The organism is Pseudomonas sp. SID14000 (genome assembly GCF_002165135.1).
Taxonomy (GTDB): domain Bacteria; phylum Pseudomonadota; class Gammaproteobacteria; order Pseudomonadales; family Pseudomonadaceae; genus Aquipseudomonas.
Window position 1 is genome coordinate 313,103 of the sequence record NZ_NFZQ01000002.1, and the last position, 13,059, is coordinate 326,161.

16 protein-coding genes and 1 tRNA gene are annotated in these 13,059 nt (G+C 63.1%); 8 read left to right on the forward strand and 9 right to left on the reverse strand.

Annotated elements, in window-relative coordinates:
* Positions 1-22: 22 nt before the first annotated feature.
* A tRNA-Leu gene (locus tag CAY82_RS04310) sits at positions 23-107 on the reverse strand.
* A gap of 202 nt (positions 108-309) precedes the next feature.
* Here CAY82_RS04310 and CAY82_RS04315 point away from each other — a divergent pair.
* The 4 genes from CAY82_RS04315 to CAY82_RS04330 all read left to right on the forward strand — a co-directional run bounded on the left by CAY82_RS04315 (position 310) and on the right by CAY82_RS04330 (position 3,674).
* Positions 310-585, forward strand: coding sequence for a hypothetical protein (locus tag CAY82_RS04315; protein WP_087500073.1), 276 nt, complete (start codon positions 310-312; stop codon positions 583-585).
* Positions 586-696: 111 nt separating this feature from the next.
* Positions 697-1,857, forward strand: coding sequence for a nitrogen regulation protein NR(II) (locus tag CAY82_RS04320; RefSeq protein ID WP_087500074.1), 1,161 nt, complete (start codon positions 697-699; stop codon positions 1,855-1,857).
* A gap of 5 nt (positions 1,858-1,862) precedes the next feature.
* Entirely contained in the window at positions 1,863-3,308 is a 1,446-nt protein-coding gene (locus CAY82_RS04325) for an ATPase domain-containing protein (RefSeq protein ID WP_087500075.1), read from the forward strand.
* Positions 3,309-3,320: 12 nt separating this feature from the next.
* Positions 3,321-3,674 carry a response regulator gene (locus tag CAY82_RS04330; RefSeq protein ID WP_087500076.1) on the forward strand — a complete coding sequence of 118 codons (354 nt, stop codon included), beginning with the start codon at positions 3,321-3,323 and terminating at the stop codon, positions 3,672-3,674.
* A 45-nt stretch (positions 3,675-3,719) separates the two neighbouring features.
* Here CAY82_RS04330 and csrA read toward each other — a convergent pair whose 3' ends face one another.
* From csrA to CAY82_RS04370, 8 genes are all read right to left on the reverse strand, one after another.
* Positions 3,720-3,917, reverse strand: a complete 198-nt coding sequence (csrA, locus tag CAY82_RS04335) for a carbon storage regulator CsrA (protein ID WP_004375914.1) — start codon at positions 3,915-3,917, stop codon at positions 3,720-3,722.
* 253 nt (positions 3,918-4,170) lie between these two features.
* Positions 4,171-5,193, reverse strand: coding sequence for a DNA topoisomerase IB (locus CAY82_RS04340; protein ID WP_087500077.1), 1,023 nt, complete (start codon positions 5,191-5,193; stop codon positions 4,171-4,173).
* 57 nt (positions 5,194-5,250) lie between these two features.
* Complete coding sequence (gene modC / locus CAY82_RS04345; protein ID WP_087500078.1) at positions 5,251-6,342, reverse strand: molybdenum ABC transporter ATP-binding protein; 1,092 nt, start codon at positions 6,340-6,342, stop codon at positions 5,251-5,253.
* Between the two features lies 1 nt (position 6,343).
* Entirely contained in the window at positions 6,344-7,024 is a 681-nt protein-coding gene (gene modB, locus CAY82_RS04350) for a molybdate ABC transporter permease subunit (protein WP_087500079.1), read from the reverse strand.
* Positions 7,024-7,782: a molybdate ABC transporter substrate-binding protein gene (modA, locus tag CAY82_RS04355; RefSeq protein WP_087500080.1), complete on the reverse strand. Its 759-nt coding sequence runs from the start codon at positions 7,780-7,782 to the stop codon at positions 7,024-7,026. Before modA ends, modB begins: the two co-directional genes overlap by 1 nt.
* A 388-nt stretch (positions 7,783-8,170) precedes the next feature.
* On the reverse strand, positions 8,171-9,259 hold the full coding sequence (locus tag CAY82_RS04360; protein WP_087500081.1) for a nitronate monooxygenase family protein: 1,089 nt from the start codon (positions 9,257-9,259) through the stop codon (positions 8,171-8,173).
* 44 nt (positions 9,260-9,303) lie between these two features.
* Positions 9,304-9,474: a hypothetical protein gene (locus CAY82_RS26615; protein ID WP_013973186.1), complete on the reverse strand. Its 171-nt coding sequence runs from the start codon at positions 9,472-9,474 to the stop codon at positions 9,304-9,306.
* Between the two features lie 7 nt (positions 9,475-9,481).
* On the reverse strand, positions 9,482-9,784 hold the full coding sequence (locus CAY82_RS04370) for a DUF1883 domain-containing protein (protein WP_004375922.1): 303 nt from the start codon (positions 9,782-9,784) through the stop codon (positions 9,482-9,484).
* A 160-nt stretch (positions 9,785-9,944) separates the two neighbouring features.
* Here CAY82_RS04370 and CAY82_RS04375 point away from each other — a divergent pair, with 160 nt between their 5' ends.
* The 4 genes from CAY82_RS04375 (at position 9,945) to galU (ending at position 12,969) form a co-directional block, all read left to right on the forward strand.
* Positions 9,945-10,304, forward strand: a complete 360-nt coding sequence (locus CAY82_RS04375) for a hypothetical protein (protein ID WP_025339668.1) — start codon at positions 9,945-9,947, stop codon at positions 10,302-10,304.
* Positions 10,305-10,381: 77 nt separating this feature from the next.
* Entirely contained in the window at positions 10,382-11,032 is a 651-nt protein-coding gene (locus CAY82_RS04380; protein ID WP_087500082.1) for a cytochrome c, read from the forward strand.
* The gene (locus CAY82_RS04385; RefSeq protein WP_087500083.1) at positions 11,029-11,943 is read left to right on the forward strand and encodes a c-type cytochrome; all 915 of its coding nucleotides are present in this window, start codon (positions 11,029-11,031) and stop codon (positions 11,941-11,943) included. Before CAY82_RS04380 ends, CAY82_RS04385 begins: the two co-directional genes overlap by 4 nt.
* Before the next feature lie 186 nt (positions 11,944-12,129).
* Entirely contained in the window at positions 12,130-12,969 is an 840-nt protein-coding gene (galU, locus tag CAY82_RS04390; protein ID WP_087500084.1) for a UTP--glucose-1-phosphate uridylyltransferase GalU, read from the forward strand.
* The last annotated feature ends 90 nt before the right edge of the window (positions 12,970-13,059 follow it).

The following is a 13,059-nucleotide window of genomic DNA, read 5'->3' on the forward strand; positions in this document are numbered from 1 at the left end:
AGGGCGCCTTTTCAAAGAAGTTTGGTGCGAGTGGCGGGACTCGAACCCGCAAGGCTCACGCCGACAGATTTTAAGTCTGCTGTGTATACCAATTCCACCACACTCGCACGCTTGAAGGGGTCGCAACGACCAGCTCGCTTCTAAGCAGAAGGGCTTCGCAATCAAGCGCGCTTTATAACCCATTGTTATAGTTGAGTCAACCGCAGCACCTATGATCAACAGAACGAAGGGTCGATCGATTGGGCAATTGACACCTTGCTGTCATTACACCACTGTTGCCCTGCTTATGGATCCAAAGAGTGTGCGGTGATGACTCAGTCCGCTGCTTCCGGGCGTATCGTGCGCCCACGGCTATTCTGGCGACTGTTGTTCGTGCAGGTGGTGTTGTTGGGGGCATTTCTCTACCTCAGCCTGATCAGCCTGGGCGGTTACCTGCTGATGCTGGGGTTCGATGCCGAACACCCTCAACCGCAGCGGCTGATGGCCCTGGCCGGTGGCGGGCTTATCCTGCTGGTCGGCCTGTGGCTGCTGAAAATGGCGATGCCACGGCGCGTCAGCCCGGTACTGGTGGAGCCTGAGCGCTGAACCTCGCCAGCCACACGGGGTCAATCACACAGGGCTGACCACGCGGGCGCTCACAGGCGCACTTGTTCGGCTAGGCTTATTTTTCCCTTCCGCTGTGCCGGTGGAGTACGCATGGTTTCAGCTGACTGTCTCGACCACGCCATCATGCCTGCCCACCGCTATGAGCAACTGGTTCAGTCGGTGGTGGATTACGCCATCTACATGCTCGACCCGACCGGCCATGTCGTGTCGTGGAATGCAGGTGCGCAGCGCATCAAGGGTTACCGTGCCGATGAAGTGATCGGCCAGCATTTCTCGTTGTTCTTCACCCCGCAGGATCGCACCGAGGGCCGTCCGGAGCGCTTGCTGCGTCAGGCGCTGGAGCAGGGCGTGGCGCAGGATGAAGGCTGGCGCGTACGCAAGGATGGCACGCAGTTCTGGGCCTTGGTCGGGCTGGATGTGATTCGCGATGACCAGGGCCAGGTCGTCGGCCTGGCCAAGGTGACCCGGGACATCACAGATCGGCGTGAGTCGGCGCTGCAGCTGGACGCGATGCGCGCACAGCTATTCCAGGCACAGAAGCTGGAGGCCCTCGGCCAGTTGACCGGTGGCCTGGCGCATGACTTCAACAACATGCTGACCATCATCATCAGTTCGGCGCGGCTGGCGCTGGCCACTCAGGACCCGGCACGCGCCCAGCGCATGTTGCAGCACATTCTCGATGCCGGGCAGCGGGGTACCGAACTGACCCAGCAGTTGCTCAGCTTTGCCCGCCACCGCAAGCTTGATGTGGCCTGCGTTGCCCCGGCGAACCTTATTGCCGCCACCCGTGGTCTACTGGAGCATGCGCTGCCTGGTTCGATTGACCTGAGGGTGCTGGTGCAACCGGACCTGCCCCTGATCGAGGTGGATGCCGGGCAATTGCAGATGGTGCTGCTCAATCTGTTGTTCAATGCCCGCGATGCCATCACAGGGCAGGGCCGAATCGGCTTGACGGTCGATGTGGCCGAACTGGCTGGCGAAGTGGAAGGGCTGCGCGGCGGGTTTGTGCGTTTCGAGGTGGAAGATAACGGCGAGGGTATCGCGCCAGCGGTACTGCCGCGGATCTTCGAGCCGTTTTTCACCACCAAGCCCTTTGGCAAGGGCACCGGCCTGGGGCTTAGCCAGGTGTATGGTTTTGCCCGGCAGAGTGGTGGCGCCATCTGCGTCGACAGTGAGCCCGGGCGGGGAACTTGCATGCAGCTTTACTTGCCAATCCATCAGGATCGGACGGACAGCCAACTCGACAGGTAGACACCATGGCACAGGCACTCAGGCGGCTGGTGACGGGGATCGAAGGGCTCGATGCATTGCTCCAGGGGGGCTTGGTGGCCGGCGCGTCCTACATCATCCAGGGCCCGCCGGGGGCCGGCAAGACCATCCTGGCCAACCAGTTGGCCTGTGGGCATGTGCGCGCCGGTGGCAGGGTGCTGGTGGCCACCTTACTGAGCGAGTCGCACGAGCGGCTGTTTCAGTACCTGGCGACCCTGGAGTTCTTCGACCCGGCGCTGGTCGGCGACCCGATCCAGTTTGTCAGTGCCTTCGACACCCTGGAACAGGAAGGCCTGGACGCCGTGGTACGGCTGCTGCGCCAGGAAATCGCCCGCCAGCAGGCCAGCCTGCTGATCGTCGATGGCGTGCTCAATGCCCGGGTGCGTGCGGAAACCGCGCTAGACACCAAGAAGTTCGTCTCCGAACTGCAGGGCCATGCGGCCTTTGCCGGTTGTACCGTGCTGCTGCTGACCAGCGCTCGGCTGGAAGAGGGCAGCCCGGAGCACACCATGGTCGACGGCGTGATCGAACTGGGCGAGCAACTGTTCGGCAGCCGCGCCGTGCGCCATATCCAGCTGCGCAAGACGCGGGGCAGCGCGGCGTTGTCAGGGCGCCATGAATGCCTCATCGATGAAGCTGGCATGCACGTCTTCCCCCGCCTGGAATCCCTGTTCAGCCACCCCAGCCAGGCGGGCAGCGCCATCCTGGAGCGCATCAGCAGCGGGGTGGAAAGCCTGGATGAAATGCTCGGTGGCGGCCTGGCCACCGGTTCGGTCAGCTTGCTGATCGGGCCCTCGGGGATTGGCAAGACGTCGTTGGGCCTGGCATTTCTCGGCGCCAGCACCCCGCAGGCGCCGGGGCTGCATTTCGGTTTCTACGAAACGCCGGAACGCCTGCGTATCAAGGCCGCGACGCTGGGGCACGATTTTGCCGCCATGGAGCAAAGCGGCAGCCTGCAACTGTGCTGGCAGCCGACCACCGAGGGCCTGCTGGACCAGGTTGGTGCGCGCCTGCTGGAGCGGGTCGAGGCGCAAGGCAGCAAGCGCGTGCTGATCGACAGCTTGGGGGCGTTCAGCCGCCTGGCCACCGACCCGGCCCGGCTCAATGCGTTTTTCCGCGCCCTGACCGGCGAGTTGCGCGCGCGCGATGTCAGCGTGATGCTGACCTGGGAAATGCGCGACATCTTCGGCGCGGAAATCAGCGCCCCGGCCCCGGACCTGTCCAGCATCGTCGACAACCTGATGCTGATGCGCTTCGTCGAACTGGATTCGCAACTGCGGCGCATGCTGTCGATCCTCAAGGTGCGTGACAGCCACCATGACCCTGCCTTGCATGAGCTGCTGATCGGGCCGCAGGGCATTACCCTGCGCAAGGCGTTCGAAGGTGCCTGTGGTGTGCTCTCGGGAACGCCGGTGCCGCAGGGGAGTGGGTGACGGGGTGGGCCGATGAACACCATCCTGATCGTCGATGACGAGTACCTGATCGCCGACATCCTCGGTTTCGCCCTGGAGGATGAAGGTTTCCTGGTAGAAAAGGCGAGCAACGGCTGCAAGGCGTTGGAGGCGCTGAAGGAAAAGCGCGTGCAGCTGGTTATCACCGACTACATGATGCCGCTGCTCAACGGTGAGGAGCTGGTGCGCGCGATGCGTGAAGACCCGGCCTTGAGCGAGTTGCCGGTCATCCTCATGAGTGGCGCGCAGGCCAACCAGGGATGCCCGGAACTGTTCGCCGCGGTGTTCGACAAACCGTTCGACATGGACTGTATGATCGCCAAGGTGCGCGAACTGCTGGGCACCTGAGGCGCGGGGCGATCAAGCGCGTCCGTGCGGCTTGAGGCAGGTCGCTCAGTGCGAGTCGTCGTGCTTTTCCGGGGCGGGGCTACCGGCCTGGATACGCTTGAAGATCTCTTCGCGATGGACCTGGACATCTTTCGGTGCATCGATCCCGATCCTCACCTGCATCCCTTTGACGCCCAGAATGGTGACTTTGATGTCATCGTTGATGACGATGCTTTCGCCAACCTTGCGGGTGAGTATCAGCATGTAGTTCTCCTTGGTGATGTAAAAGTCCGTCGGGCTAGTTGCCACGTCGGCGGGAGCTTGTCCCTCTTCCTTCTCATTAAAGACGCTTTCGGCGGATAGTAATTCCCCGACAGACAAATTCTGTTGCGTGTCTTCAGTCGCAGGTGCCGAAGCAAACCGCTAGCGGTTTGTAGGCCAAGGTGCTCGATGGCAAGAATAGGGGGCTTGGCTGGTAATGGGAAATTTCTTCGCATCATCGGCTGAATAGACCTGTTCAATGGTCATCCTGTTCCTCGAGTGCCTGAAGAAATACCAGCAAGGCCACTTCTTCACGGTCCAGGCCTTTGCGTACACGGTTTTTCGGCAAGTTGGCCAGACGCCCCAGGGCATAGTGTTCAAGTACGGCCGGGTGGATGTAGCAGCGCCTGCACACCGCCGGTGTATTGCCCAGGCGTGTGGCAACCTGGCGGACGATGGCGGCGACCTGGCGTTTGGCTTCGCTCTCGGGCTCCCAGGCCAAGGGCCTGAGCAGGTCCAGGGCCAGGCTGCTACCGGCCCAGGTGCGGTAGTCCTTGGCGGTGAAGTCGGCGCCAGTCAGCTGTTGCAGAAACTGGTTGACCTCGCTAGAGCCGACGCTATGGCGCTGGCCGTCTTCGTCCAGGTACTGGAACAGCGCTTGCCCTGGCAGTTCCATGCAGCGCTTGAGCAGGTTGGCCAGGCGCCGATCGTTGAGGCTGACGTCATGCTCGACGCCGCGCTTGCCGCGGAACTGGAAGCGGATGCTGCTGCCCTTCACCTCGACGTGGCGGTTGCGCAGGGTGGTCAGGCCATAGGACTGGTTGTCACGCAGGTAGCGCTGATTGCCGATGCGGATCAGGGTGTGGTCCAGCAGGCTGATCACCAGCGCCATCACCTTTTCCCGGTCCAGCCCTGGCCTGGCAAGGTGGGCTTGCAGTTGTGCGCGCAGCTTCGGCAGGGCCTGGGCAAACGCCAGCATGCGCCCGTACTTGTGCTGATCGCGTACTTCGCGCCACTGCACATGGTAGCGGTATTGCTTGCGGCCACGGGCATCGCGACCTGTCGCTTGCAGGTGGCCCTGCGGGTCGGCGCAGATCCACACATCGGTATAGGCCGGAGGGATCACCAGTGCGGCAATGCGAGCGAGGGTATCGCTGTCGCGCACCCGCTGGCCATCGGCATCCAGGTAGATGAAGCGGCCCCGCCAGCGCCGCCGGGTCAGGCCCGGCTGGCTGTCGTCGACGTAGTGCAGGGTGGGCGGCAGGGGGCAGTCGAGCATGGTTGGCAGGCCTCGATCAGGTCTCTGATCAATGGACACCAGCCACGGGGCCGATGCTCAGCCCAGCAAGGCCACCGACTTGATCTGGGCAAACAGCACCTGGCCCGGGTGCAGGCCGAGCTGGTCTGCCGAGAAGCGGGTGATGCGCGCGAGCAGGGCATTGCCGCCGGCATCCAGGCTGACCAGCACATGGGCCGGGTTGGCGGCCGGGCGGCTTTCGCGCACGCGCACCGGCAGGCGGTTCAGGATGCTCGAAGTGCTGTCGGCTGCCAGGGCCAGGCTGACGTCACGGGCCTGCACCTTGATCCGCAGGGTGCTGCCCATCACCTGGGCCGGGTGGGCGATGCGCAGCAGCGGCCCGTCGTTGCCGGGCAGGCGCAGGTCGAGCAGGTCGTAATGCGGGTCATGCCCCACCACCAGGCCCTCGAACACTACGCCGGCATCCTCGCCATGGGCCAGCGACAGATCGAGGCGGGCCAGGGTTTCGCCGATCGGGCCGCTGGCCACCGCCTGGCCTTGTTCCAGCAACACCAGGTGGTCGGCCAGCCGCGCCACTTCCTCCTGGGCATGGCTGACATACACCAGCGGGATGTCCAGTTCGTCGTGCAGGCGTTCCAGGTAGGGCAGGATCTCCCGTTTGCGAGGCCCGTCGAGGGCAGCCAGCGGTTCGTCCATCAACAGCAGGCGCGGGCTGCTGAGCAGGGCGCGGGCAATGCCTACCCGCTGCGCCTCGCCACCAGACAAGGTCACTGGCCGGCGTGCCAGCAAGTGGCCTATCCCCAGCAGCTGGCAAGCCTGGTCGAGGCTGACCTTGCGCTCGGTAGCGGCTACCCGGCGCCAGCCAAACTCCAGGTTGCCGCGTACCGACAGGTGCGGGAACAGGCTGGCCTCCTGGAACACGTAGCCCACTGGGCGCAGGTGCGGTGCCTGGAAGTAGCCGCGGGCGCTGTCCTCCCAGACTTCGCCGTTGACTTCGATGTAGGCGCTGGCGGCCCGTTCCAGCCCGGCCAGGCACCGCAGGCAGCTGGTCTTGCCAGAGCCGGAGTGGCCGAACAGCGCGCTGATGCCGCGCCCGGGCAGGTGCAGGTCGACGTCCAGGGTGAAGTCGTCGCGCGCCAGTTTCAGGCGCGCCACAATCGATGCGCTCATTTCAGCTCCAGCCAGCTTTGCCGCGGCGTCCAGCGTACAGCAGGAGCAGCACCAGGAACGAGAACATCAGCATGGCACCGGCCAGCCAGTGTGCTTGCGAATAGGCCATGGCCTCGACATGGTCGAAGATCTGCACCGAGACCACGCGTGTCTTGTCGGGGATGTTGCCGCCAATCATCAACACCACTCCGAACTCGCCCACGGTATGGGCGAAGCCGAGGATGCCGGCGGTGATGAAGCCTGGGCGAGCCAGCGGCAGCACTACGTGGACGAAGGTGTCCCAGGGGCTGGCGCGCAGCGTGGCGGCCACTTCCAGCGGGCGCTGGCCAATGGCGCCGAAGGCATTCTGCAGGGGCTGGACAACGAACGGCATGGAGTAGATCACCGAGCCGATCACCAGCCCGGTGAAGCTGAACACAGCGCTGCCTAGGCCCAGTGCCTGGGTCGCCTGGCCCAGCCAACCATGCGGGCCGAGGGCGATCAGCAGGTAGAAGCCGATCACCGTGGGTGGCAGCACCAGCGGCAAGGCCACCACCGCGCCTACCGGCCCGCGCAGCCACGAGCACGTGCGCGCCAGCCACCAGGCGATGGGTGTGCCGACGATCAGCAGGATCAGGGTGGTCAGGCTGGCCAGTTTCACGGTCAGCCAGATGGCACCCAGGTCACTGGCGTCCAGTGGCATCAGATTTCATAACCGTAGGATTTGATCACTGCCGCGGCTTTCGGGCCTTTCAGGTAGTCGACCAAAGCCTTGGCAGCAGGGTTGTCCTTGCCTTTTTCGAGGATTACCGCGTCCTGGCGAATGGGCTCATGCATGGACGAGGGAACGATCCAGGCCGAGCCGCTTTCGACCTTGCCGTTCTTGTAGATTTGCGACAGGGCGACAAAGCCCAGCTCGGCGTTGCCGGTGGAGACGAACTGGAATGCCTGGGTGATGTTCTGCCCTTCGACAAGCTTGGGCCTGGTGGCTTCTGTAAGCTCCAGCTTGTCCAGCACCTGGCTGGCGGCCAGGCCGTAAGGTGCGGTTTTCGGGTTGGCGATGGACAGGTGCTTGAATGCGTTCTTCTTCAGCACTTCGCCGTTGGCGTCGACATAGCCGGGCTTGGCCGACCACAGGGCCAGGGTGCCAATGGCGTAGGTGAAGCGCGAACCCGGGACAATGGCCTTTTCCTGCTCGAGCTTGGCCGGGGTGCTGTCGTCGGCAGCGAGGAATACCTCGAACGGCGCGCCGTTCTTGATCTGTGCGTAGAACTGGCCAGTGGCGCCATAGGCGGCAACCAGCTTGTGGCCGGTGTCTTTTTCGAAGTCTTTGGCGATGGCCTGGATGGGGGCTGTGAAGTTTGCTGCGACCGCGACCTGAACTTCATCGGCCCAGGCAGTGTTGAAGGCGAGCAGGCTGGCCAGGGCGGTGCCAGCCAGGCGGTACGGGCGGATACGCATTTAAGGCAGCTCCTAGGGGCTATCGTTATATCCTTAACTATATAGCGATAGGCCATGGGCCGGGAAGGGGTCAGGTAATGCGTCAGCAGGCCAGGCCTTTTCGCGGGTAAACCCGCTCTCATAGAACTGCACATAACTCATTGAATTAGCAGGGACCCTGTGGGAGCGGCTTTAGCCGCGAACACCGGCGCAGCCGGTGCCATGCACCGCGTTGGATTCTTCGCGGCTAAAGCCGCTCCCACAGGGGACGCGGATTGCTTGCAATTTCAGTTATCTACGCGACAGCGCAGCCCAAAGGGTTGGGCCATCTCCCACAAGGTCGCCACAATAGTTGAATGTTGCGCAGTACCTATGGGGGCGGGTTTACCCGCGAAGAGGCCGAGCCTGCTTATGCAGACGCCTGGTGGCCGAGCACGGCCAGCGCCTTTTCGGCAATCTCCCGGGTCAACTCGCCCGCCGGCATATGCCTGCCCAGCCGCAACGCCTGCCCCGACCACAGGTTGCTGAAATCGCTATTACCCTGCGGATCTGTAATCGCCCGCAAAGGCATCAACGCCCCACCGGCCAGTGGGAAGCGTGGCGCCAGGTCGCTCATCGGCCCCAGCTCACGCATGATGCGATTGTTGATGCCACGCGCCGGTCGGCCGGTGAACAGGTTGGTCAGCGCCGTGTCGCTGGCGGGCGCGCTGTCCAGGGCCTGGCGATGCGCCGGCGAGACCTTGGCCTCGGGGCAGAACAGGTAAGCCGTTCCGATCTGCACTGCCGAGGCGCCCAGGGCCAGCGCCGCCACCAGGCCGCGGTGGTCGCCGATACCACCGGCGGCAATCACCGGCACGCTGACCGCATCGGCCACCTGTGGCACCAGGGCGAAGGTGCCGATCTGGCTGGTAATGTCCTCGCTGAGGAACATGCCGCGATGGCCGCCCGCTTCATAGCCCATGGCAATGATCGCATCACAGCCGTGGCGCTCCAGCCACACGGCTTCCTCTACGGTGGTGGCGCTGGACAGCACTTTGGCACCGCTAGCCTTTACCCGTTGCAGCAGGTCGGACTGGGGCAGGCCGAAGTGGAAGCTCACCACCTCCGGACGCAGTTGCTCGACTAGCTGGCAGCTCTGTTCGTCGAAAGGCGCGCGGTTGGACACCGGCGTAGGGGCCGAGAAGTCGGCACCCACCTCGCTGTAATACGGCGCGAGCGCCTGCTTCCAGCGCGCATCGCGCTCGGCATCGGGCGCTGGCGGCTGGTGGCAGAAGAAGTTCAGGTTCAGCGGGCGGCCCGGGCAACTGGCGCGGAAGGCGGCGATCTCGGCCCGCACCTGGTCGCCGGTGAGCATGGCGCAGGGCAGGGCGCCCAAACCACCCGCCAGGCCCACGGCGATGGCCATGCCCGAGCCCGTCGCACCGGCCATGGGGGCCTGGAGAATGGGCAACTCGATGCCCAGCAGGTCGAGGATGCGGCGGTCGGGCCAGTGGCTCATGCGGTTCTCCTTGCGCGGGCGAGCGGTGCGGCGGGGGCAGCTTTTTACAAGGCTTTGCTGACCTGGATGTCGCTGATCTTCTCGGCGTCTTCGCCGTGGATCTTGCGCAGGGCTTCCAGGGCTTGTTCGAGGGAGGCATCGGGCATCAGCGCGAAATCCCAGCGGCGCTGGCCGTCGAGTTTGTACTTGATGACGTACTTGGTGGTCTGGGTCATGGTGGCCTTATCTGAGTTTCGACGACGAACGACGGACGATCTTGATCTTGTGCGTCAAGGTTGGCTTGCGGGTAACCGAGATCGGGCGGGTGGTCACGGTATCGATGGTGATGTTCCAGAAACCGGTGCTGGGCACGGTGATCTTCGCCGGGAACTTGTCGAAATGGCCACCGTGGTAGGTATGACGGCCGCCGTTCTTGAAGCTGCGGAAGTTGGCGTCGTTCATCAGGCGGATATTGCAGCGCTGGGAGCACTCGATGACGACGATGTCGTCCTCGTTCAGGTGCTCGCGCTGGTGTACGAATTTCATGTGATGCTCCGCAAGGATTGGTTCTGCAAAGGCAAACGATACCACGATGTCGGGTTACACTGCCGCGCTGTTCCGCCAGGCGCAGATAAATCTGCCAAAGCAGGGAGCAAAACGGCCTGGCCGTGGTCGAACCGGATTCTTGAAGGCAGAGGTGCTGCAAATGAAATGGATGGTGGCGGCGCTGGCGGTGACGCTGGGTGGCTGTGTGAGTGTTACGGAACTGGAACAATCGCGTGAAACGCTGGATGTCATCTCCGGCAAGTCCCCGCGCGCGTATGCCGATTGCGTCAAGCAGAAACTGGCCGATACCCGCGACCCGCTGGTGGAAGAGCAGCGTGGCGATGGCCTGCGGCTGATCGTGCCGCAGAAGATCAGCTCGGGCGTGGGCCCGGCGGCGCTGGTGGATATCGACAAGCGTGGCAGCGGCAGCAGCATCAAGCTGCATGAGCGGCTTAACAACTTCCCGCTGCGCCTGGGCGATGTGCGCACCGCAGCCACCCAATGCATCTCTGGTAGTTGATCCAGGGCAACGGATAATGCTCCTTTTGCTTATATGTTTTAAGCCTAAGCTTATAACAATAGAAAAGGAGATTCGTGATGACACCGTTGAGTCGCGCCGTGATCGGCAGCCTGCTGATCCTGGCCTGGCCCACGGCGCATGCCGCCGATGGCCAGAAAGTCTTCACCCAGGGCGGGGCCAATCCCGCCGCCATGGCTTGCCTGGGTTGTCATGGCCCGGACGGCAAGGGCATTGCCGCTGCCGGGTTCCCGCGCCTGGCCGGGCTACCGGCCGCCTACCTCAGCAAGCAATTGCATGACTGGCGCAGCGGCAGCCGCAAGCAGCCGGTGATGGAGCCGCTTGCCAAGGCCCTGACCGAGGATGAGATCAAGGCGGTCAGCACCTACCTGGCCAGCCTGCCGGCAGACCCCGCAGGCGACCTGCGTCGGCAACAGATTGCCGATGACCCAACCACCCGCATGGCCCTGTACGGCGACTGGAGCCGGCAGATTCCTGGCTGTGTGCAATGCCATGGCCCAGGCGGTGGCGGGGTTGGCGAGCACTTCCCGCCTTTGGCCGGCCAGCCCGCCAGTTACCTTGTGGCGCAGCTCAATGCCTGGCGTGACGGCAACCGCAGCAACGACCCCAACCAGCTGATGGTCGGCGTGGCCAAAGCCATGACCGATGACGAGATCAAGGCCGTTGCCGAGTTCTTCGCCCGCCCAGCCAGCCAGGAGGTCAAGCCATGAAACCGATGATTCCAGCCCTGCTGCTGCTGGCCATGGGCAGCGCCCAGGCCGCCCAGATTGCCATGGAAGACCAGTCGCAGTTGAAGGTGCCTGGCGTGCAGGCCGCGCCACAGTTCGTGCCGCCAGCGGAAAGCGACTTGCCGGACAACGCCTTTGGCAAGATGGTGCGCGAGGGCCATGCTCTGTTCGTCGACACCCGCAGGTTGATGCCCGAGGCAGTGGGCAACGGCATGAACTGCAGCAACTGCCATCTTGACCAGGGGCGGCTGGCGCATTCCGCGCCGATGTGGGGGGCGTACCCGATGTACCCCGCATACCGCAAGAAAAACGACAAGGTCAATACCTACGCCGAGCGTATCCAGGGCTGCTTCCAGTTCAGCATGAACGGCAAGCCGCCTGCGGCCGACAGCCCGCAGATGACGGCGTTGGCGGTGTATTCGTACTGGCTGTCGACCAAGGCCCCGACCGGCGTGGAGATTGCCGGGCGTGGTTACCCGGAGGTGCCGCAGCCCAAGGGTGGATACGACTTCAAGCGTGGTCAGCAGGTTTATGGCGAGCAGTGTGCGATTTGCCACGGCGACAACGGTGAAGGGCAGAAGGTGGCGGGCGAGTATGTGATGCCGCCGCTGTGGGGCAAGGATTCCTACAACTGGGGCGCCGGTATGCACCGCATCAACACCGCGGCGTCGTTCATCAAGTACAACATGCCGCTTGGCAAACCGGGCAGCCTGAGTGATCAGCAGGCCTGGGATGTGGCAGCCTGGATCAACCGCCACGAACGGCCGCAGGATCCGCGGCTGGTGGAAGGTTCTATCGAGAAGACGCGAGTGAAGTTCCATGCCAATGACGGGGTGAACCTGTATGGGCAGAAGGTCGATGGCGTGCTGATCGGACAGGGCACCGGTAGCTGAGGCGATCCCCATTTGCTGTCATCCAACGGTCATGGATGACAGCAATATTTACGATCCCCCGGAACTATCTACACTGGGTTATCTCTATCATGGCATCGGTCGGCACGGGTGGGGGCATTGTAAGGTGACTGCCGCCTGATTAGACTGCGCCGAATTCCACAGGCCTAGCCTTTTGTAAGGACGTATATGATCAAAAAATGCTTGTTCCCGGCAGCCGGCTACGGCACTCGCTTCCTGCCCGCTACCAAAGCCATGCCCAAGGAAATGCTGCCGGTGGTCAACAAGCCACTGATCCAGTATGGCGTTGAGGAGGCACTGGATGCCGGTCTGAACGAGATCTCCATCGTCACAGGTCGCGGCAAGCGCGCTCTGGAAGACCACTTTGACATCAGCTACGAGCTGGAAAACCAGATCAAGGGCACCGACAAGGAAAAATACCTGGTTGGTATCCGTCGCCTGCTCGACGAGTGCTCGTTCTCCTACACCCGCCAGACCGAAATGAAAGGCCTGGGCCACGCTATCCTCACCGGCCGCCCGCTGATCGGTGACGAGCCGTTCGCCGTGGTGCTGGCGGACGACCTGTGCGTGAACCCGGAAGGTGACGGTGTACTGACCCAGATGGTCAAGCTGTACAAGCAGTTCCGTTGCTCGATCGTCGCCATCCAGGAAGTCGACCCGCAGGAAACCAACAAGTACGGCGTGATCGCCGGCGACATGATCCGTGACGACATTTTCCGCGTCACCAACATGGTCGAGAAGCCAAAGCCGGAAGATGCCCCGTCGAACCTGGCGATCATCGGCCGCTATATCCTGACCCCGGACATCTTCGACATCATCGCCAACACCGAACCGGGCAAAGGTGGCGAGATCCAGATCACCGACGCACTGATGCAACAGGCGCAGAACGGCTGCGTGATCGCCTACAAGTTCAAAGGCAAGCGTTTCGACTGCGGTGGCGCCGAAGGCTACATCGATGCGACCAACTTCTGCTTCGAGAACTACTACAAGACTGGCAAGGCTTACTGATAAGTCCTGCTGGCCTGAAAGCCACCCTTCGGGGTGGCTTTTTTGTTTGCGGCGGGCAACGGCGTTATGCTGGGCGCCTGCCTAGGAGAC